This is a genomic window from Phaeocystidibacter marisrubri (genome assembly GCF_008933165.1).
Classification (GTDB): domain Bacteria; phylum Bacteroidota; class Bacteroidia; order Flavobacteriales; family Schleiferiaceae; genus Phaeocystidibacter; species Phaeocystidibacter marisrubri.
On the sequence record NZ_WBVQ01000001.1, the window covers coordinates 447746 to 468065 of the forward strand.

Annotated in this window: 19 protein-coding genes and 5 tRNA genes; all 24 read left to right on the forward strand. The window is 44.9% G+C overall.

The features are described 5' to 3' along the window. Positions 1–31 precede the first annotated feature (31 nt). The 24 genes from F8C82_RS01935 (at position 32) to rpoB (ending at position 20280) form a co-directional block, all read left to right on the forward strand. Positions 32–1207 carry an AIR synthase related protein gene (locus tag F8C82_RS01935; RefSeq protein ID WP_151691753.1) on the forward strand — a complete coding sequence of 392 codons (1176 nt, stop codon included), beginning with the start codon at positions 32–34 and terminating at the stop codon, positions 1205–1207. Then, complete coding sequence (prfA, locus tag F8C82_RS01940; protein ID WP_151691754.1) at positions 1204–2289, forward strand: peptide chain release factor 1; 1086 nt, start codon at positions 1204–1206, stop codon at positions 2287–2289. The genes F8C82_RS01935 and prfA overlap by 4 nt, the downstream gene beginning before the upstream one ends. Continuing rightward, the gene (gene pyrF, locus F8C82_RS01945; protein WP_151691755.1) at positions 2289–3107 is read left to right on the forward strand and encodes an orotidine-5'-phosphate decarboxylase; all 819 of its coding nucleotides are present in this window, start codon (positions 2289–2291) and stop codon (positions 3105–3107) included. The genes prfA and pyrF overlap by 1 nt, the downstream gene beginning before the upstream one ends. Before the next feature lie 308 nt (positions 3108–3415). Beyond that, positions 3416–4075 carry a hypothetical protein gene (locus tag F8C82_RS01950; protein WP_151691756.1) on the forward strand — a complete coding sequence of 220 codons (660 nt, stop codon included), beginning with the start codon at positions 3416–3418 and terminating at the stop codon, positions 4073–4075. Between the two features lie 110 nt (positions 4076–4185). After that, positions 4186–5160, forward strand: a complete 975-nt coding sequence (locus F8C82_RS01955) for a T9SS type B sorting domain-containing protein (RefSeq protein ID WP_151691757.1) — start codon at positions 4186–4188, stop codon at positions 5158–5160. A 142-nt stretch (positions 5161–5302) separates the two neighbouring features. Continuing rightward, positions 5303–6490 (forward strand): DUF2851 family protein, encoded by a 1188-nt coding sequence (locus F8C82_RS01960; protein WP_170266120.1) that lies wholly within the window; start codon positions 5303–5305, stop codon positions 6488–6490. A gap of 328 nt (positions 6491–6818) precedes the next feature. Beyond that, positions 6819–8630 (forward strand): amino acid carrier protein, encoded by a 1812-nt coding sequence (locus F8C82_RS01970; protein ID WP_151691760.1) that lies wholly within the window; start codon positions 6819–6821, stop codon positions 8628–8630. Between the two features lie 78 nt (positions 8631–8708). Further along, on the forward strand, positions 8709–9764 hold the full coding sequence (locus tag F8C82_RS01975) for a hypothetical protein (protein ID WP_151691761.1): 1056 nt from the start codon (positions 8709–8711) through the stop codon (positions 9762–9764). 63 nt (positions 9765–9827) lie between these two features. Further along, positions 9828–10022 (forward strand): 30S ribosomal protein S21, encoded by a 195-nt coding sequence (gene rpsU, locus F8C82_RS01980; RefSeq protein WP_151691762.1) that lies wholly within the window; start codon positions 9828–9830, stop codon positions 10020–10022. A 63-nt stretch (positions 10023–10085) separates the two neighbouring features. Further along, complete coding sequence (locus F8C82_RS01985) at positions 10086–10970, forward strand: tyrosine-type recombinase/integrase (RefSeq protein WP_151691763.1); 885 nt, start codon at positions 10086–10088, stop codon at positions 10968–10970. Positions 10971–10982: 12 nt separating this feature from the next. After that, the gene (gene hpf, locus F8C82_RS01990; RefSeq protein ID WP_151691764.1) at positions 10983–11282 is read left to right on the forward strand and encodes a ribosome hibernation-promoting factor, HPF/YfiA family; all 300 of its coding nucleotides are present in this window, start codon (positions 10983–10985) and stop codon (positions 11280–11282) included. A 266-nt stretch (positions 11283–11548) separates the two neighbouring features. After that, positions 11549–11621, forward strand: a tRNA-Thr gene (locus F8C82_RS01995). A 49-nt stretch (positions 11622–11670) separates the two neighbouring features. Next, positions 11671–11751: transfer RNA gene (locus F8C82_RS02000), tRNA-Tyr, on the forward strand. Positions 11752–11820: 69 nt separating this feature from the next. After that, positions 11821–11893, forward strand: a tRNA-Gly gene (locus tag F8C82_RS02005). Positions 11894–11920: 27 nt separating this feature from the next. Next, a tRNA-Thr gene (locus tag F8C82_RS02010) sits at positions 11921–11992 on the forward strand. Between the two features lie 53 nt (positions 11993–12045). Beyond that, entirely contained in the window at positions 12046–13233 is a 1188-nt protein-coding gene (gene tuf, locus F8C82_RS02015; protein WP_151691765.1) for an elongation factor Tu, read from the forward strand. A 63-nt stretch (positions 13234–13296) separates the two neighbouring features. Beyond that, positions 13297–13369: transfer RNA gene (locus F8C82_RS02020), tRNA-Trp, on the forward strand. 18 nt (positions 13370–13387) lie between these two features. Beyond that, positions 13388–13579: a preprotein translocase subunit SecE gene (gene secE, locus F8C82_RS02025; protein WP_151691766.1), complete on the forward strand. Its 192-nt coding sequence runs from the start codon at positions 13388–13390 to the stop codon at positions 13577–13579. Positions 13580–13599: 20 nt separating this feature from the next. Continuing rightward, positions 13600–14148: a transcription termination/antitermination protein NusG gene (nusG, locus tag F8C82_RS02030; protein ID WP_151691767.1), complete on the forward strand. Its 549-nt coding sequence runs from the start codon at positions 13600–13602 to the stop codon at positions 14146–14148. Positions 14149–14232: 84 nt separating this feature from the next. Continuing rightward, on the forward strand, positions 14233–14670 hold the full coding sequence (rplK, locus tag F8C82_RS02035) for a 50S ribosomal protein L11 (RefSeq protein WP_151691768.1): 438 nt from the start codon (positions 14233–14235) through the stop codon (positions 14668–14670). An 18-nt stretch (positions 14671–14688) separates the two neighbouring features. Then, positions 14689–15378, forward strand: a complete 690-nt coding sequence (gene rplA, locus F8C82_RS02040; protein ID WP_151691769.1) for a 50S ribosomal protein L1 — start codon at positions 14689–14691, stop codon at positions 15376–15378. A 25-nt stretch (positions 15379–15403) separates the two neighbouring features. Further along, on the forward strand, positions 15404–15928 hold the full coding sequence (rplJ, locus tag F8C82_RS02045; protein ID WP_151691770.1) for a 50S ribosomal protein L10: 525 nt from the start codon (positions 15404–15406) through the stop codon (positions 15926–15928). A gap of 60 nt (positions 15929–15988) precedes the next feature. Then, positions 15989–16366, forward strand: coding sequence for a 50S ribosomal protein L7/L12 (rplL, locus tag F8C82_RS02050; RefSeq protein WP_151691771.1), 378 nt, complete (start codon positions 15989–15991; stop codon positions 16364–16366). A 95-nt stretch (positions 16367–16461) separates the two neighbouring features. Then, positions 16462–20280, forward strand: a complete 3819-nt coding sequence (gene rpoB / locus F8C82_RS02055; protein ID WP_151691772.1) for a DNA-directed RNA polymerase subunit beta — start codon at positions 16462–16464, stop codon at positions 20278–20280. Positions 20281–20320 lie beyond the last annotated feature (40 nt).

Below are 20320 nucleotides of genomic sequence, written 5' to 3' on the forward strand. Positions count from 1 at the left end.
GCATTGCGGGGCGCTTTTGTATTTTTGCCCCATGGAAAAGAGTTCACGTTACGCAGAAAGAGGAGTTTCTTCTGGTAAAGAAGAAGTTCACAAGGCCATTGCCAATGTTGATAAGGGTTTATTCCCTAAAGCATTCTGTAAGATCATTCCTGATTATTTGACAGGAAGTGAAGACCACTGCTTGGTTATGCATGCGGATGGTGCCGGTACAAAATCGTCACTCGCCTATGTATATTGGAAGGAAACAGGAGACATTTCTGTTTGGAAGGGCATTGCACAAGATGCGTTGGTGATGAACATCGACGATCTACTTTGTGTAGGTGCAACTGAGAATATTCTTCTCTCTTCAACCATCGGTCGTAACAAGAACCTTATTCCAGGTGAAGTCATCTCAGCGATCATTCAAGGAAATGAAGAGTTGTTGGAAGACTTTCGTAAACACGGAGTTGATATCGTATCAACAGGTGGAGAGACCGCTGATGTAGGCGACCTTGTAAGAACCATCATTGTGGATAGTACAGTAGTCGCTAGAATGCGTCGCGACGAAGTGATTGACAATGCGAACATTCGTCCGGGTGATGTAATTGTTGGCCTATCGAGTTATGGTCAGGCTACCTATGAAGATCACTACAATGGTGGAATGGGAAGTAATGGACTTACTTCGGCACGTCACGACGTCTTCAATAAACTCGTAGCAGAGAAATATCCAGAGAGTTTTGATCCTGCCGTACCATCTGATCTAGTGTACTCCGGTAGCGTGTCTCTTACTGAAGAAGTAGAGGGTACTGGAAGAACTGCTGGACAATTGGTCCTTTCGCCAACCCGTAGTTACGCGCCTGTCATCAAAGAAATTTTGAACCACCATAGAGGAGATATTCACGGAATGATTCACTGTTCAGGTGGAGCTCAAACTAAGATTCTTCATTTCGTGAATGGTGGGCATATTATCAAGGACAATCTTTTCCCAACTCCACCACTGTTTAGCCTGATTCAAAAGGAGAGTGGTACTTCATGGGAAGAGATGTATCAAGTATTCAACATGGGGCACCGGATGGAGCTTTACATGAATGAGAATGCAGCTCAAGCGATCATCGATATTGCACAGAAATACGGTATTGAAGCGCAGATTGTGGGAAGAGTAGAGGAGTCGGAACAACCTCACCTTACCATTACAAGTGAGCATGGAACTTTTACCTACGGTAAATGAGCACATTAGATAGATTAAATGGCATTCGTCAGCGATACGACGAGGTGAACGATTTGATCGTTCAACCTGATATCGCCTCAGATCACGAGCGCTATGTGCGATTGCACAAGGAGTACAAAGAGCTGAAGCCCATTGCAGAGGCTAGAGATAAGTATATCCAATTACACGAGCAGATTGAAGAAGCTCAAAGTGTAATTGCAGAGGGAGGAGATCCTGAATTTGTCGAGCTGGCTCAGATGGAGCTTGAAGAATCGAAAGAACAGCTTGAGCAGCTTGAAGAAGACATCAAATGGATGTTGATTCCCAAAGATCCGGAAGACAGCAAGAATGCTGTTTTAGAGATCCGAGCGGGTACAGGAGGAGATGAAGCCAGTTTGTTTGCTGGAGATCTCTTCAGAATGTACCAGCGCTATGTGGAAGGTCGCGGTTGGAAAATGGAGTTGGTAAACTCCAATGAAGGCACTGTTGGTGGTTACAAAGAAATCGCGGTAGCCATTACCGGCGAAGATGTTTACGGAACATTGAAATACGAGAGTGGGGTTCACCGCGTTCAGCGTGTCCCTTCTACAGAAAGTCAAGGCCGTGTACACACTTCAGCGGCCTCTGTAGCCGTATTGCCTGAAGCAGAGGAAGTGGATGTCGATATCAATACTAATGACATCCGAAGAGACACCTTCCGAGCAAGTGGTGCAGGTGGTCAACACGTGAACAAAACCGAAAGTGCCATTCGTCTAACTCACCTTCCTACTGGGATTGTGGTGGAATGTCAAGATGGTCGTTCCCAACACAAGAACTTGGAGCAAGCCATGAAGGTGTTGCGCTCAAGAATCTACGACCTCGAGTTGCAGAAGCACAATGATGAAATTGCTGCCAAGCGCAAGACCTTGGTTTCAACAGGTGACCGATCTGCTAAGATCAGAACCTATAACTTCCCGCAAGGACGTGTAACCGATCACCGAATTGGTCTTACCGTTCACAATTTGCCTGACGTATTGAACGGCGATATTCAAACCTTTTTGGATGAGCTGAAGATGGCAGAGAATACAGAGCGCTTAAAAGAAGGAACGGAAAGCTACGGATGATGAATAGGAATGAAATTGTCGCTCATATTGAAGAGACAAAAAGTTTACTCTGTGTAGGATTAGACACCGATTTGGACAAGATTCCTACACATCTTCTTTCGAATGAAGATCCCATCTTCGCTTTCAATAAGGCTATTATTGATGCCACTGCAGCGCATTGTGTAGCCTACAAACCCAATACGGCGTTTTATGAGGCGTATGGGCTTGAAGGCTGGAAGTCTTTTGAGAAGACCGTGTCGTACATCAAAGAGAATTATCCCAAGCACATGGTGATTGCTGATGCAAAACGCGGGGATATCGGAAACACCGCAGCGCGTTATGCCAAGGCTTTCTTGGACACTTTAAACTGCGATGCTATTACCGTTGCACCTTATATGGGCAAGGACTCTGTACAGCCTTTTTCTGGTAGAAAAGGGAAATGGGTTATCGTACTTGGCCTGACTTCAAATCCAGGCGCCGATGACATTCAAAAGTTGGAGTTGAGCAATGGTCTTGCTGTAAGTCAGTCTGTGATGGACTCTGTGGCCAGTTGGATTCCCAATGACGAACTCATGTTTGTAGTAGGGGCAACACGTCCAGATGAATTGGCAAAGATCAGATCGAGATATCCAGAAACCTTCTTCCTAGTTCCAGGTGTTGGAGCACAAGGAGGTTCTGCGGCTGAAGTGGTGGAAGCGGGCTGTGTCAAAGGCATATATGGCTTGTTAATTAACGCTTCAAGAGGTGTTATCTACGCTTCAAGTGGTGATGATTTCGCAGAGGCGGCAGGTAGAGCAGCAGAGAAGCTGAAAATGGAAATGGCAGGCGCTTTTGCGTAAGTTAATTCAGACAATAAATTGAAAGGCGGACTCGTTTGGGTCCGCCTTTTTTTATGCCTAGTGATTGGGCGGTTGTAGGAGAAAGTGTACTTGGTCATGCCGTTTGTAAGAATATTCATCACAGCCTCAGGAAATTCTTACAAATGTTGTCGGCTTTGTAGGAAAGGTCTTGTTGTCTGCCAGTGGTGTGGATAGCAATTTAGTGGTGCGGATAAATACTAACCTATGAAATCCGAAGAACTAGTTAGTTCGTAAATGAGACCTGGACTGCTAATTTTTTATTCGAAAAACTACCAAAAATCACTGCAATGAGAACTTTGACTACTCTCAACTCGAACTGGAAAAGTACGGCCTTCTTCGTTGGTCTCTTTTGGCTAATTTCTGTAGCGGCTTCAGCACAAGTAACGACCACCGACACTTTGTGTGTAGAATCACAAGACGTTACCTACGGCATTACAGGAGCAGATCCAACCTCTACCTTCGCTTGGGGATTTGCCTCAGGTTATACGCCATTGGGTACCATTGATAACTCAGTGAGCTCAAATAATTCTACCATTGAAATTGACTGGGGTAGCGCAGATGGCTCTACTCGAATTTACGCGATAGAACAAAGCGCTGATGGATGTTACGGTGACACCGTTTACTTGGACATCATCCTTAATCCACTACCTACCATTGCTCTTACTGGAGATCAAGTCTGTGAAAATGACTCATCCAGTGTGAACTTTACGTTAACCGGAACGGCTCCTTGGGACATCGTATTGTCTGACGGAACAAACACCTACAACTATCAAGTTTCTAATGCAAATGCAACCGTTAAAGTAGCGGCCTTTGCGCCGGGTACAACGAGCATCAGCGTGGTAAGTGTAAGTGATGCAAACGGTTGTTCAGGTGATGTGACTGGCGTAACTCCAGCTACAGTAACCATCAATGCTAAGCCTACAACAGGTGGCATCTTCCACTACTAGGATTTCACTGAAGTTAACAACATTCAGAACGAACCTCGGTGCGTCGATATCGCCTACATATTATAATCGCTTTACTCAGTGCCTTTGCAGGGACAGCCCAAGCACAGATCGTGGATACGATCTGTGCACTGGGTGGGCCCTCCAACCTAGCGGTACCGGCAACATCGGGCGCTACCTATCATTGGTATGTGAGTGCGGGGACGATATTGAACGGACAGGGGACTTCGGATATCACCGTAGACTGGCCACGTCAACAGGGACTTTACGATACCTATGTAGTTGAAACTTCATCTGACGGTTGTGTAGGAGATACCATCAAAGGTCAGGTGTTCATCGCAGAACCTAACTCAACCTTTATTACGGGGCCAAGCTATGCTTGTAGAGGACAGTTTGTTGAACTTAATGCCATTGATTCTAAGAATACAGGTAAGTTCATTTGGAACAGTGGAGATTCAACCAATACCATTGGGTTTGTAGCAAAGCGCGATACCACCATTTTTAGGGTGGCTTTGAATGATGAATGTGAAAATGATACTGTGTTTCATCTAGTTCGTGTATTAGACGTTCCAGTGATTTCAGTAGATACCGATGCACAGTCCGATACTTTATCTGCAGGTTCCTTAGTGAATTTCCAATACATGGGAAATCAATCTGAAACCGTAGATTGGTATTTGAACTCCCTTTGGATGGGGTCAGGTTTGAGCATGGATATGACTTTTAGCCAAGTGGGTTGGAATGAATTACAAATTATCGCATCTTCAGGAATGTGTAGCGATACATTGAATCACCGACTTTGGGTAGAAGATGAATTTAGAGTTCATGCTCCGACTGCATTTTCTCCAAATGGAGATGGCCTGAATGACATATGGAAGTTCGAAGGTTTGGGCTACCTGAAATATGAAGTGACGATTTATGATAGATGGGGAACCATTATCGCCCATTGGGATGATGAGAACCCTTCCGGATGGGATGGAACCTATCAGGGAAATACCGTAGCACCTGGAGTGTATACGTTTAGAGCCAGCGCTTATACAACGTATAATCACAAGAAGGAGTTCGGTGGACCGATAACTGTGATCCGATGACTTGAGACCTGATCGGATCTATTTAGGGGGAGAAAGCGGCTAACTTGGTTAGTCGCTTTCCGTTTTTATGCCCGTACCATTTGCATTCGTTTGTATACGATTGTTTGCGTCTATTGACTCTTCTATTTGGGAGATTGAGTGCATGTTAGAAGAGTATATTCAGTTCATCTGGTACACCGGACACTTCATTCAGAAGAGACTCCAATCTACTACAGGGGAGGATGTTATGGTTATTGATCAAGGGAAGTGGAACGATGCTAGTGGTCCAGATTTTTCCAATGCGGTGGTTCGCATCAATGGAACCACTTGGGTGGGGAATGTGGAAATGCACCTGCGCTCATCAGATTGGTCAAAACACGGTCACCAAACCGACTCGGCTTATTCCAATGTGATCCTTCACGTGGTATGTGAAGACGACGAGCCGCTTTATCGATCTGCATCGGAGCCTTATAGGGTTCCTACGGTAATTCTCAACTCTGAAGTCTTGTCGCTTTTTCAGTTTGAATATGAAAGATGGGTGAGTGTAAAAGGCCGAATACCCTGTGAAGACGTTTTACCTGAAACCCCAAAGCAGACGGTAGAGGAATGGTTGGAAACCTTGGCAAAGAGGCGGTATCGTCGCAAGGAAGAGTTAGGACAGGAGATTTTGGAATCCAAGTTTGGCGATATCATGCTCGCCGAGATTGTTGTTAGCGCCGATGCCTTTGGTAAGCCACTCAATTCCGAACCGATGCGGCAATTGGCCAATCAGGTTCCATGGTACAAGGTGTTTCGGAAAGAATGGACATGGACAGAATTTTCCAAATGGTTGTTGAGTATGAGCGGACTTGAACCTTTTGATGAGTTTCATTGGTTCAACTTGTGGGGAGTACAGCCATTGGATGGTTCGTGGTGGAAATATGGAAAAATGCGTCCCACTTCCTTTCCGAGAGTGAGGGTGGTGCAATGGGCGCGTTGGATTTATGTTCGATTCTATCTAAAGAAAGTACACCTAGTGGATATCGTGAATCGACCAGAGGAGGTTTGGGATGAAGAATACGGTGGTGTGGTTCCCGGTGTTCAAATTCGAAATACTTGGCTGATTAATATGTATCCCCTCGCCAAAGTAATAGGACAGCTCGGAGGATGGGAGGAAGATACTTTCAGTTGGAACGAATTGAAGCCTGATCAAAACAAAATCGTCGATCAATTCGTTGCGAAAGGCATAGTGGTAGTTACGGCAAATGATTCTCAAGCCATTATTGAATTGTCAGAAGCGTATTGTAGGTACAAAAAATGTGTAAATTGTGCGATAGGTAGATATCATCTCAAAAAGATAAAGTATGATTGAAAGGTTGAAAGGAGAATTTGAGAGAAGAGGCTTCGAAGTTTGCCACCGAATGGGGGAACGCTTGGGAATACGACCCTCTAGGATTCGCATTTTCTTTATTTACACCTCCTTTATTACACTGGGATCTCCTCTGATTGTCTACTTAATCTTGGCTTTTATTTTACGATTGAAAGATGAAGTCTCTCAAAAGCGTGCGTCCATCTTCGACCTATAATTTGGCTCGAGAGCATCGTATCACTAGTTTTGGGGACAATTGAAGGATTTAGTTATCTGATAATTGGATTATTGGATGATCAAAAAGCATCCCTTCCTACCGAAAATTTACTCTATGAAGAAATTACTCACTATCCTCAGTGTGGCGATTGCAGGAGTGGCCTATGGTCAAACTCCTTTAAAGATTGATAATATTGAAATCCACAATTCCGAATCTGGAGAAATCAATGACGCACATGCTACTGTTCATGTTGCGGGAGGCGTAGCCCCTTACACGTATTATTGGTCAGATCAGAATACAAGCACAGAAGCCAAACAAGCATTTAAGTTAACAGAAGGAGTTGGTCATTCAATTCGAGTAGTAGATGCAGAGGGAAATGAAGTTTCGCAAGAGTTCGAAATTCCCAGTGAGTCAATAGCCGAAAAATTTAATGGAGCCTTTACTCCCATTGTTGGAGGGGTAGGTTCTGTATTGTTGGGGGATCCATTTGCAGCCTTGGGCTTGTATGACAATGTCATTTATGACGATAACGGAGAACCAGCACGTCATGCCAACGGTGATATTCAAACCAAAAGCATCCCTTTTATTGTAGTTTGGTTGGTATTGGGTGCATTGTTTTTCACCCTGAGGATGAAGTTTATCAACGTAAGAGGGTTTAAGCATGCCATTCAATTGGCCAGAGGTAAATACGATGAGCCGAATGCGCCCGGTGAGGTTACGCATTTCCAAGCCTTGGCCACAGCTGTTTCTGCCACTGTTGGATTAGGGAACATTGCAGGGGTAGCGGTAGCCATTTCGGTAGGTGGTCCAGGTGCTACTTTTTGGATGATAGTCGCTGGTCTTCTAGGAATGTCTTCCAAGTTCGTTGAATGTACTCTCGGTGTTAAGTACAGAACCATTAACGAAGACGGTTCTGTTTCTGGTGGTCCAATGCACTATCTGAGAAGAGGTTTAGAAGGAAAGAATCTTGGCGCGCTAGGAAAGGTGTTAGCAGGTATGTTTGCCATTCTAGCCATTGGAGCCTCTTTCGGCGGAGGGAATATGTTTCAAGCTAACCAGGCTTATGAGCAGTTGGCTGGACAGTTTCCAGAATTGGCGGGCAAGGGGTTTTACTTCGGAATTATCCTTGCAATCCTTGTCGGCATCGTAATTATTGGAGGTATTAAGAGTATTGCCCGAGTTACTGAGAAGATCGTTCCTTTGATGGCGGTCATCTATATCATCGCAGCTTTAGTGGTTGTGTTCTCTCACATCGATCATCTTGGAGCAGCATTTGGTGCTATCATCGATGGAGCTTTTGATGCAGATGCACTCAAAGGTGGTTTCATCGGGGTATTGATCCAAGGGTTTAGACGTGCGGCTTTCTCTAACGAAGCGGGTGTTGGATCTGCGGCTATTGCACACTCAGCTGCAAAGACCAAACATCCAGTGGCGGAAGGTTTTGTTGCGTTGCTAGAGCCATTTATCGACACGGTTGTAGTGTGTACACTAACAGCATTGGTACTCATCTTCACAGATATGCACATGGTACAAGGAATTGGAGGAGCTCAGTTGACTTCAGATGCGTTTGCGACTGTGATTGATTGGTTCCCGTTTGTACTTGTAATTGCCATTTTCCTATTTGCCTTCTCTACTATGATCTCGTGGTCGTACTACGGATTGAAAGCATGGACCTTCATCTTTGGAGAGACCAAGAAAATGGAGATCACCTACAAACTTCTTTTCCTTGTTTTTGTAGTGATTGGTTCTACTGTTGGACTTGGAGCTGTAATTGATTTCTCGGATATGATGAACTTGGCTATGGCATTCCCGAATATTACAGGCTTGTTGATTATGTCGGGTGAAGTGAAGAACGACCTCGCTCAGTATATCAAGGATTTGAAAGCGGGCAAACTGTTTAGAACCCCTGATAAAGTAAAAGCGTAATTTGATAAGAACCGTTTGCAGTCGATTGTAAACGTCTACTTAACGGCTTGATACAAAGCGTCACATCACCTTAGCGGTATGTGGCGCTTTTTTTTATACTTCCATATCAAGAAATCAGAACGCAAGAGGTTAATCTTTGCCTTTGGCTTTCCTATTTTATTTTGGCTGGGATATTATTGGTTTTCGGTGCATCGAACTTCAGATCTTGAAACGGTTGATTATCAAAGCGTGCTAGACTCCATTTTGAAAGTGAAGCATGTGAGAGAATTAGCGCTTTTAGATTCACTGAAGGACATTCAACCTTTCTATTCAGATACCACTTCACTTCGGGCTTGGAGAAAACTGGGGATGTCCGCACAAGATTCCACGCGCTTGTCGAGGTATTTTGCAGCAGGTGGAGCAATACGGCAGTCATCAGATTTACAGAGATTGAGGGTGGGTGATAGTGTGTGGCAAGTGATAATAAGTTCTCGAATGATGAAAGTGGAGAAAACCCATTATCAGGAAATGAGTCGGGAGAGTCCGTTTGCTTCACACCCTACATTTCCGATAGCTGTCAATCATGTCACCGATAGTTTGCTGGAAAGAACCGGTTTGTCTCCTTGGGCAAAAGAGAGATGGATGAGGATAGTGTCGTCAGGAAGAGAAATATCTACATCATCGGAATTTGTGGCATGGATACGGCCCGACTCGCTTTGGTTCGATCAATGGAAGGGGCAGCTTCAGTTTGAAAAGTCTACCACTGTAGTTATCATTCGGGTAAATCAACTTGACAGCACACGAATGGTTCATGCGCAAATCGCATCTCCTTGGGAAGTGATGAAGTGGAAGCGATATGGTCAACGCTTGGGAGGGTATGTGAAGTTAGAGCAATTGTATGAAGCAGGATTGGACAGTTCCACGGTTCATAGTCTTTCCTCCTTTCAATTGGAATTAGAGGAGGTAGAGAAGAGAGATTTGAACGTTGAAGAAATAAAGGACTTGGCACGACATCCCTATATCGGTTGGGATAGGGCTAGGTCAGTGGAGTATTATAGGACACGTGTTCGTCCCATTCAAAGCGTGGTAGATTTGAAGGGGCTAGAAGGGTGGACAGATCGAGACATTGGCAGGGTCTCTCAATATTTCAAATAAACATTGCCAGTTTAGATAATTACATCTACTTTTGTCGCCCTAAAGAGAGGAGGTGTCACGCACATGTTAGTAGTACAAGTAAAAGAAGGAGAGAGCATTGATCGCGCGTTAAAGCGTTACAAGCGTAAATTTGACCGCACAGGTACCATGCGTCAGCTCCGCGGCCGTCAGCAATTCACCAAGCCATCCGTAGCACGTCGCGCTCAGATGATTAAAGCGGCTTACGTACAACAGTTACGTACAAACGACGAAGAATAATATTCTCCGTCTCACTATATAGAAGGTCGTCCTAATGCTTAAATTAGGACGACCTTTTTATTTATGAGTCCATCCACACGTGCATTTATAGAATACTTAGAAGTAGAGAAGCGATCTTCTTCTCATACACTCACGGCCTATTCAAATGATTTAGAACAGTTTGAAGCCTGGTGTCGGTTTCAGTATGATCTAGACGACATTGCTCAGTCGAAAACCTCCATGATACGAGATTGGATGATGGACATGAGTGAAGAGGGGATGGAAGCCAAGTCCATCAATCGTAAACTTTCCAGTTTGCGTTCCTTTTACAAATTTCTCTTGCGGATTTCAGAGATAGAGAAATCTCCGATGCAACCCATCAAGAGCATGAAAGTTCCCAAGCGAATTGTTCGTGCGGTACCTGAGAACGACATGGAGAAAATTCTTGACCCCACCATATATGAAGAAGAGGAGGATGGCGTTAGGGATAGACTGATGATGCTCACCTTTTATATGACCGGCATGCGTAGATCCGAATTAATTGGATTGAAATGGGGGGATATTGATTGGGGCAGGAAAGTCATCAAGGTTATTGGAAAGCGGAACAAAGAGAGGTATATCCCTGTGAATGATAATTGGTTGCATAGTATGGAGGTATATCGTCAAAATGACAGCGGCGAAAATTCCTATATATTCCAGTCAAATCGCGGCAAAATGCTCGATCCAAAGTTTGTTTATAATCGGGTAGTGCACTATATTAGTAAGGTAAGCTCAGTAGAAAAAAAGAGCCCACATGTATTACGGCACACATTTGCCACACATCTCTTAAACATGGGCGCAGACCTGCAAACAATTAAAGAATTATTAGGCCACAGCAGTTTAGCCGCTACGCAGGTGTATACCCACAGTTCCATAGATCAAATTAAATCAGTGTATAACGATTCTCACCCACGGGATAGGGAATCTTAAAAAGCGACGCACATGAAAGTTCAAGTTCAATCTGTCAACTTCAAGGTGGATCAAAAATTGGTAGACTTCATTCAGCAACGAATGGACAAGTTGGATCAATTTTACGATCGCATTATAGATGGAGAAGTATTTCTAAAAGTGGATAACAATCACACGCGTGAGAACAAGATTGTTGAAGTACGTGTGAACGTGCCGGGTAACGACCTGATGGTCAAGAAGGAATGCACTTCATTTGAAGAAGCTACAGACCTAGCTGCAGATGCATTAAGGCGACAATTGGACAAGCACAAAGCCAAGCTCAGAGGCGTCTAAGGCCTATCAACACTACAATCCCCCATTTTTTGGGGGATTTTTTTTGCAACTATTTTGAGGGAACAAACAAAAGTGTATTTTTGCCCCCGCTTCGGGAATGATGCGGTGTTCTTTTAAAGAGTGATCAAGTTAGATTCGAAGAAAAAAATATCGGACTACACTTGTACGAATAGGAATCTTTCATACATTTGCAGTCCCTTAGAAAAAGCCGAAAGAAATGACGGCGTGTTCTTAGGAATAATGCGGCATTACGCCGAAAACGACAAGCCTGTATAGCTCAGTTGGTAGAGCAGCTGATTTGTAATCAGCCGGTCGGCGGTTCGAGTCCGTCTACAGGCTCAAATTTTCCGGGAAACTGGAAAGTTCTTTATGTATTGAATTTTGGAATGGGGAGATACTCAAGCGGCCAACGAGGACGGACTGTAAATCCGTTGGGAAACCTTCGCAGGTTCGAATCCTGCTCTCCCCACAAGGCATTGAGGTTTGATTAAGCGCTCGGGAACGGGTATGTTTGGTTGAACCTTACTGTGTTGGTTATGCGGAAGTAGCTCAGTTGGTAGAGCATCAGCCTTCCAAGCTGAGGGCCGCGGGTTCGAATCCCGTCTTCCGCTCTGGGCTTCCCTGGGGGCGCCGGGTAAGCCGATGTAGCTCAGGGGTAGAGCGTTTCCTTGGTAAGGAAAAGGTCAGGGGTTCAATTCCCCTCATTGGCTCTAAGATTGTTTTTTAAGTCTTTCGGGTTCATTTAATAAAAAGACGACTCATCATGGCAAAGGAGAATTTTGTACGTTCCAAGCCGCACTTGAACATTGGAACGATTGGTCACGTTGACCACGGTAAAACTACTTTGACTGCTGCTATTACTACAGTATTGGCAGAAGCAGGTTTTGGCCAAAAGCGCGATTTCGATTCAATCGATAACGCACCAGAAGAAAAAGAACGTGGTATCACGATCAACACGTCACACGTAGAGTACGAGACGGCTAACCGTCACTATGCTCACGTTGACTGTCCAGGTCACGCTGACTACGTTAAGAACATGGTAACAGGTGCTGCTCAGATGGACGGTGCTATCTTGGTAGTTGCTGCTACTGACGGTCCTATGCCACAAACTCGTGAGCACATCCTTCTTGGACGTCAGGTAGGTATTCCTCGTATCGTTGTCTTCTTGAACAAAGTTGACATGGTAGACGACGAAGAGCTACTTGAACTAGTTGAGATGGAAGTACGCGATCTACTTTCTTTCTACGAGTATGACGGAGACAACGCTCCAGTTATTTCAGGTTCTGCACTTGGTGCATTGAACGGTGAAGGTAAGTGGGTTGATACCGTTATGAAGTTGATGGAAGCTGTTGACGAATACATCCAAGAGCCAGAGCGCGACAAGGATAAGCCATTCTTGATGCCTATCGAGGACGTATTCTCAATCACTGGTCGTGGTACAGTAGCTACTGGTCGTATTGAGACTGGTATTGCTAACACAGGTGATCCAGTAGAAATCATCGGTTTCGGTGACGAGAAGTTGACTTCAACTATCACTGGTGTTGAGATGTTCCGTAAGATCCTTGACACAGGTGAAGCTGGTGATAACGTAGGTATCCTACTTCGCGGTATTGAGAAGAAAGATATCCGTCGTGGTATGGTGATTTGTAAGCCTGCTTCAATCACTCCACACAACAAATTTAAGGCTGAGGTTTATATCTTGAAGAAAGAAGAAGGTGGTCGCCACACTCCTTTCCACAACAAGTACCGTCCTCAGTTCTACTTGCGTACTACTGACGTTACTGGTGAGATTCACCTTCCTGATGGAGTAGAAATGGTAATGCCTGGTGATAACCTTACTATCACTGTAGACCTTATCGCTCCAGTTGCAATCAACAAAGGTCTTCGTTTCGCGATTCGCGAAGGTGGCCGTACAGTTGGTGCAGGTCAGGTTACTGAAATCCTCGAGTAATTCGATAGATAGATTTTCGGCAAAGGTGTTCCGTAGAAATACGGGATACCTTTCCGCCGTAATACGGGTGTAGTTCAATTGGCAGAGCAGCGGTCTCCAAAACCGCAAGTTGGGAGTTCGAGTCTCTCCACCCGTGCAAGCTAGCATAAGCACAATGAATAAGATCAAAGGATACCTACAGACCTCATATGAGGAATTCGCTCAAAAGGCAACATGGCCTACCATGAGTGATTTGCAAAAGAGCACAGTGTTGGTGGTTATTGCATCCATCATTTTTGCCCTTCTTGTTTTTGGAATGGATGAAGCGATTCAAGGAGTCCTTTCGTTCGTTAGAGGTCTCTTTTAATATCCCAGGCGCTAACTACTATGAGTGACGGTAAAAAGTGGTACGTAGTCCGCGCAATCAGCGGTCAAGAAAACAAAGTGAAAACCTATATCGAAAGTGAGGTTGAACACTCTGGCTTGACAGATATGATGGGACAGGTTTTGGTACCAACCGAAAAGGTTTACCAAATCCGTAACGGGAAGAAAGTATACAAAGAGCGCAATTATTATCCAGGGTACATCATGGTAGAGGTTGTCCTCACCGGTGAAATGGTTCACACCATTAAGAATGTACCTGGTGTTATTGGCTTCTTAGGTGAAACTAAAGGCGGTGATCCAGTGCCATTGAGAATGAGCGAGGTGAACCGTATGCTTGGTAAGTTCGACGAACTTGCTGATACCGCTGAACAGATTAACATTCCATACGTGGTAGGTGAGTCTGTGAAAGTGATTGATGGTCCTTTCCGAGATTTCTCTGGAACTATCGAAAAGATCAACGAAGAGAAACGTAAGCTTGAGGTGATGGTGAAGATTTTCGGAAGAAAAACACCATTGGAATTGAGCTTTATGCAGGTAGAGAAAGAAAGTTAAGACGAGATGTGAGCTCGGCCGACCAGAGGAAGCTTCCACCCAATGGTCAATGCACGCTAACTCATTTTATAAAGAATTGCAACAATGGCTAAAGAGGTAAGTGCGCTAATTAAACTGCAAGTTCGCGGTGGTGCTGCGAACCCATCGCCACCAGTGGGTCCTGCCCTAGGTGCGAAGGGTGTCAACATCATGGAATTCTGCAAGCAATTTAATGCAAGAACCCAAGACAAACAAGGCAAACTTCTGCCAGTTGTTATTACGGTATACGCAGATAAGTCATTCGACTTCGTCGTTAAGACTCCACCTGCAGCCGTACAATTGATGGAAGCAGCTAAAATCAAAAAAGGATCTTCTGAGTCAAACCGTACAAAGGTGGCTAAGGTAAGTTGGGATCAAGTTCGCGCTATTGCGGAGGACAAGATGCCAGACCTTAACTGCTTTACCGTTGAGAGCGCCATGTCTATGGTAGCTGGTACTGCACGCAGTATGGGTATTACGGTAACCGGCCCGAAGCCGTTCTAACGCATAAAAGCATTGGAGATGGGAAAAATGACCAAAAAGCAGAAGGCTGCGGCTGAGAAGATTGAGGCAGGTCGCTTGTACTCGGTAGAGGAAGCAGCTAGTCTCGTTAAAGAAGTAAACACAACCAAATTCGACGCATCTGTTGATTTGGCAGTACGTTTGGGTGTAGACCCACGTAAGGCAAATCAAATGGTACGTGGCGTTGTTACTCTTCCTCACGGTACGGGTAAAGATGTGCGTGTACTCGCACTCGTTACTCCAGACAAGGAGCAAGAAGCAAAAGACGCTGGTGCTGACTACGTTGGTTTGGATGACTACATCAATAAGATCAAAGATGGTTGGACGGATGTTGATGTGATCGTAACTATGCCTGCCGTAATGGGTAAGATTGGTCCTTTGGGACGTGTTCTTGGTCCACGCGGTTTGATGCCTAACCCTAAGACGGGTACGGTAACAATGGATGTGGCAAAAGCGATCTCTGATGTGAAAGCCGGTAAAATCGACTTTAAAGTTGACCGTTACGGAATCGTTCACGCTTCTGTAGGTAAGGTGTCTTTCACCGCTGACAAGATCAAAGAGAACGCAGAAGAATTGCTTAAAACATTGATGCGCCTTAAGCCAACTGCGGCAAAGGGAACTTATGTGAAGAGCGTTTACATGTCGTCTACGATGAGCCCGGGTATCCCGGTTGAATCTAAGTCACTGTAAATAATATCTGCCAAACGACAGTGCAATGACACGAGAAGAAAAAAATAATGCAATTGAAGAACTAGTAACTATCCTCGAGGGTACGAACATTTTGTACATCGCAGATATTGCTGGTCTAGACGCCGAGACGACTTCGAACTTGAGACGCGCAGCGTTCAAGAACGACATCAAGCTTAGCGTTGTTAAGAACACTTTGCTGAAGAAGGCTATGGAGCGTTCTGAGAAACCATTTGATGGTCTTTTCGAAACGTTGAAAGGCAACTCCAGCATCATGATCGCTGAAACAGGTAACGCTCCTGCTAAACTCATCAAAGAGTTCCGCAAGAAAAGCGATAAGCCTATCCTTAAGGGTGCCTACATTGAAGAGGCTATCTATGTAGGAGACGATCAGTTGGATGCACTCAGCAACATCAAGAGCAAGGAAGAACTCATTGGAGATGTTATCATGCTCTTGCAATCGCCTGCTAAGAACGTTATTTCTGCACTACAAGGAAGCGCAGGAAATAAGGTGGCAGGTCTTGTTAAGGCTCTTGAAGAAAGAGCTCAGTAATTTAGTACGCACTCAGCTTCCATATACCGCGTAAGTTTTAAACACTAAAAAGAAGTCAAAATGGCTGATATCAAAGAATTGGGCGAAGCTCTAGTTAACCTTACTGTAAAAGAAGTTAACGAACTCGCTACCTACTTGAAGGAAGAGCATGGCATTGAGCCTGCAGCTGCTGCTGTAGCTGTTGCTGGTCCAGCTGCTGGTGGAGAAGCCGGTGGTGGTGACGAGAAAACAGAATTCGACGTTATCCTTAAGTCTGCTGGAGCTTCTAAGCTTGCAGTTGTGAAATTGGTTAAAGAAATGACCGGTCTCGGACTGAAAGAAGCTAAGGAGAAAGTAGACAGCGCTCCTGCTGCTATTAAGGAAGGCGTTGCCAAGGACGAGGCAGAAGCCTTGAAGGCTCAGCTTGAAGAAGCTGGTGCCGAGGTAGAGCTCAAGTAAGCTCTCCCCCTGGAACGGTAAGGTTTAGGTCTTTCCCGACGTAATAGTCGGGATGGGCCTAAACCCTTTTGTGTATAAATTAACTTTGCTTCATAATGGCGAATCCTCTGGCGCATACATCGGAAAGGATCAGCTTTGCTTCAACGCTAGCCCAAGCCGCTTACCCGGACTTCTTGGACATCCAGCTGAAATCCTTTCAGGACTTCTTCCAAATTGAAACCAAACCCGAAGAGCGAAATAGCGAAGGTTTGTACAGAACTTTTGCTGAAAACTTCCCTATCACGGACGCACGCAACCAGTTCGTTTTGGAGTTTATCGACTACTTCATTGACCCACCGAGATACTCAGAAATTGAGTGTATCGAGAGAGGATTGACGTTTAGCGTCCCTCTAAAGGCCAGACTCAAACTTTACTGTACAGATCCTGAGCACGAGGATTTTGAAACCATCGTTCAAGATGTGTTCCTCGGTTCTATTCCGTACATGACCCCAAGGGGTACATTTATCATTAACGGTGCTGAGCGTATTGTCGTATCTCAGCTTCACCGTTCACCAGGTGTATTCTTCGGTCAATCATTCCACGCGAATGGTACGAAGCTCTATTCAGCTCGTATTATTCCTTTCAAGGGATCTTGGATCGAATTTGCAACTGACATCAACAGTGTAATGTACGCGTACATTGATCGTAAGAAGAAGCTTCCGGTTACTACCTTGCTTCGTTCTATCGGTTATGAGCGCGATAAGGATATTCTTGAAATCTTCGACCTAGCAGAGGAGGTTAAAGTTTCTAAAACGGCATTGAAGCGCGTTGTTGGACGTCGTCTAGCAGCTCGTGTTCTCAAAACGTGGATTGAAGACTTCGTAGATGAGGATACAGGTGAAGTTGTATCTATCGAGCGTAACGAGGTGGTATTGGATCGCGATACACTTCTTGAGAAGGATCACCTAGATGTTATCCTGGATGCAGAAGTGGCAAACATCCTTCTTCACAAAGAAGATGTAGAAAGTAGCGAATACGCCATTATCTACAATACCCTTCAAAAGGATCCTACGAACTCTGAGAAAGAAGCGGTTGAGCACATCTACCGTCAGCTTCGTAACGCTGAACCACCTGATGAGGAAACCGCACGCGGTATCATCGATAAGTTGTTCTTCTCGGAACAGCGCTACAACTTGGGTGAAGTAGGTCGTTACCGTTTGAACAAGAAACTCGGTCTTGAAATTGAGAGCGATGTTCAAGTTCTTACCAAAGACGATATTATTCACATCATTCGCTATTTGATCCAATTGATCAATAGCAAGGCTGAAGTGGATGATATCGACCACTTGTCAAACCGTCGTGTTCGTACAGTAGGTGAGCAGTTAGCGAACCAGTTCGGCGTAGGTTTGGCTCGTATGGCACGCACTATCCGTGAGCGTATGAACGTTCGCGATAACGAGGTGTTTACGCCAATTGATTTGATTAATGCGAAGACTCTAAGCTCGGTTATCAACTCGTTCTTCGGAACCAACCAGTTGAGCCAGTTTATGGATCAAACTAACCCGCTTTCAGAAATAACGCACAAGCGTCGTCTTTCTGCACTCGGGCCTGGTGGTTTGAGCCGTGAGCGTGCGGGCTTTGAGGTTCGTGACGTTCACTATACGCACTACGGTCGTCTTTGTCCGATCGAAACACCAGAAGGTCCAAACATTGGTTTGATTTCTTCCCTCTGTGTGTACGCCAAAGTGAACAATATGGGCTTTATCGAAACTCCTTACCGCAAGGTAGAGAATGGTAAAGTTCGCTTGGATCAAGCTCCAAACTACCTCAGTGCTGAGGAAGAAGAAGAGAAGGTAATCGCTCAGGCAAATGCTCCACTGAATCCTGATGGAACATTTGAGAACAATCGCGTTAAAGTACGTGATGAAGGTGATTTCCCTGTTCTTGAACCAAGTGAGATCAACTACATGGACGTTGCTCCTAACCAGATTGCGTCTATCTCTGCATCACTTATTCCATTCCTAGAGCACGATGATGCAAACCGTGCATTGATGGGATCGAACATGATGCGTCAGGCCGTGCCTTTGTTGCGTCCTGATCGTCCTATCGTTGGTACTGGTCTCGAAGGTCAAGTGGCTCGCGATTCACGTGTACTTGCTCAGGCAGAAGGAGACGGTGTGGTTGAATTTGTTGATGCTCGTGAAATTCACATTCGCTACGATCGCACGGAAGAAGATCGCCTTGTAAGTTTTGACGACGATGTGAAGGTTTATCACCTCACCAAGTTCCTCAAGACCAACCAAAGCACAACCATCACACTTCGTCCAATTGTTGCTCGCGGTGAGCGCGTAACGAAGGGGCAGATTCTTTGTGAAGGATACGGTACAGAGAAAGGTGACCTTGCATTGGGTCGTAACCTACTCGTAGCGTTCATGCCTTGGAAAGGGTACAACTTCGAGGATGCGATTGTAATCAATGAAAAGGTAGTTCGTGAAGATATCTTTACTTCTATCCACATTGACGAGTATACTCTAGAAGTACGCGATACGAAATTGGGTATGGAAGAATTGACTTCTGACATTCCTAACGTATCTGAAGAGGCGACTAAGGACCTTGACGAAAACGGTATCATCCGCATTGGTGCTGAAGTGAAGCCTGGTGATATCCTCATCGGTAAGATTACACCAAAAGGAGAAAGTGACCCTTCACCAGAAGAGAAACTCCTCCGTGCAATCTTCGGTGATAAAGCAGGTGATGTGAAAGATGCTTCATTGAAAGCTTCTCCATCTCTTCAAGGTGTGGTAGTGAACAAGAAATTGTTCTCTCGCGCTGTGAAAGATAAGCGTCAACGTCAGTCTGATAAAGAAGAATTGGAAGTACTTGAACTCGAATTCAACAGTCAGTTGGAAGGTGTTCGTGGTATTTTCATCGAAAAACTATCTCAACTCGTTGCGGGTAAAACATGTCAAGGTGTTACCAACGACTTGAATGAGGAAGTAATTCCGAAAGGAACGAAGTTCACTCAAAAAGTATTGAATAGTATTGAGGACTTTACTCGTATTACGGGTGGTACTTGGACTACAGATACCGACAAGAATGAACTCATCACCAACTTGGTACACAACTACAAGATCAAGGTGAACGACCTTACCGGTATCTACCGTCGTAAGAAGTTCCAAATCTCTGTAGGTGACGAATTGCCAGCAGGTATCATCAAGCTCGCTAAAGTTTACATCGCTAAGAAGCGTAAACTCAAAGTGGGTGATAAGATGGCGGGTCGTCACGGTAACAAGGGTATTGTTGCTAAAATCGTTCGTGAAGAAGACATGCCATTCCTCGAGGACGGAACTCCAGTAGATATCGTATTGAATCCATTGGGTGTACCTTCTCGTATGAACATTGGTCAGATTTACGAAACCGTTCTTGGTTGGGCCGGTAAGAATCTAGGTAAGCACTATGCAACTCCTATTTTCGACGGTGCATCATTAGATGATATCAAGAAAGAAACAGACGCTGCAGGTGTTCCTGAGTTTGGTCACACTTATCTACACGATGGTGGTACCGGACAGAGATTCGACCAGAAAGCAACTGTTGGTGTGATCTACATGCTTAAGCTTGGTCACATGGTTGACGATAAGATGCACGCACGTTCTATTGGACCATACTCACTTATTACACAGCAACCATTGGGTGGTAAAGCTCAGTTTGGTGGTCAGCGTTTTGGTGAGATGGAGGTTTGGGCACTCGAAGCATTCGGTGCATCGAACATCTTGCGTGAAATCTTGACTGTGAAATCCGATGACGTTGTGGGTCGTGCGAAGACGTACGAGACTATCGTTAAAGGAGAGCGCATGCCGGAACCGGGAATCCCTGAATCGTTCAACGTATTGTTGCACGAGATGCAAGGCCTCGGACTTAAGATCACTTTGGACTAAAGGTACTCCCCCGGACGCTGTTCCGGGGGACCTTAATAAT

Bases quoted from the DNA above. Each gene is read 5' to 3' on its own strand.
- F8C82_RS01935 (WP_151691753.1), top strand. From the start codon at position 32: ATGGAAAAGAGTTCACGTTACGCAGAAAGAGGAGTTTCTTCTGGTAAA.
- F8C82_RS01950 (WP_151691756.1), top strand. From the start codon at position 3,416: ATGAGAACTTTGACTACTCTCAACTCGAACTGGAAAAGTACGGCCTTC.
- rplJ (WP_151691770.1), top strand. From the start codon at position 15,404: ATGACACGAGAAGAAAAAAATAATGCAATTGAAGAACTAGTAACTATC.
- F8C82_RS01970 (WP_151691760.1), top strand. From the start codon at position 6,819: ATGAAGAAATTACTCACTATCCTCAGTGTGGCGATTGCAGGAGTGGCC.
- hpf (WP_151691764.1), top strand. From the start codon at position 10,983: ATGAAAGTTCAAGTTCAATCTGTCAACTTCAAGGTGGATCAAAAATTG.
- rplK (WP_151691768.1), top strand. From the start codon at position 14,233: ATGGCTAAAGAGGTAAGTGCGCTAATTAAACTGCAAGTTCGCGGTGGT.
- F8C82_RS01985 (WP_151691763.1), top strand. From the start codon at position 10,086: ATGAGTCCATCCACACGTGCATTTATAGAATACTTAGAAGTAGAGAAG.
- rplA (WP_151691769.1), top strand. From the start codon at position 14,689: ATGGGAAAAATGACCAAAAAGCAGAAGGCTGCGGCTGAGAAGATTGAG.
- rplL (WP_151691771.1), top strand. From the start codon at position 15,989: ATGGCTGATATCAAAGAATTGGGCGAAGCTCTAGTTAACCTTACTGTA.
- rpsU (WP_151691762.1), top strand. From the start codon at position 9,828: ATGTTAGTAGTACAAGTAAAAGAAGGAGAGAGCATTGATCGCGCGTTA.
- nusG (WP_151691767.1), top strand. From the start codon at position 13,600: ATGAGTGACGGTAAAAAGTGGTACGTAGTCCGCGCAATCAGCGGTCAA.
- F8C82_RS01975 (WP_151691761.1), top strand. From the start codon at position 8,709: ATGTGGCGCTTTTTTTTATACTTCCATATCAAGAAATCAGAACGCAAG.
- rpoB (WP_151691772.1), top strand. From the start codon at position 16,462: ATGGCGAATCCTCTGGCGCATACATCGGAAAGGATCAGCTTTGCTTCA.
- prfA (WP_151691754.1), top strand. From the start codon at position 1,204: ATGAGCACATTAGATAGATTAAATGGCATTCGTCAGCGATACGACGAG.
- pyrF (WP_151691755.1), top strand. From the start codon at position 2,289: ATGAATAGGAATGAAATTGTCGCTCATATTGAAGAGACAAAAAGTTTA.
- secE (WP_151691766.1), top strand. From the start codon at position 13,388: ATGAATAAGATCAAAGGATACCTACAGACCTCATATGAGGAATTCGCT.
- F8C82_RS01960 (WP_170266120.1), top strand. From the start codon at position 5,303: ATGTTAGAAGAGTATATTCAGTTCATCTGGTACACCGGACACTTCATT.
- tuf (WP_151691765.1), top strand. From the start codon at position 12,046: ATGGCAAAGGAGAATTTTGTACGTTCCAAGCCGCACTTGAACATTGGA.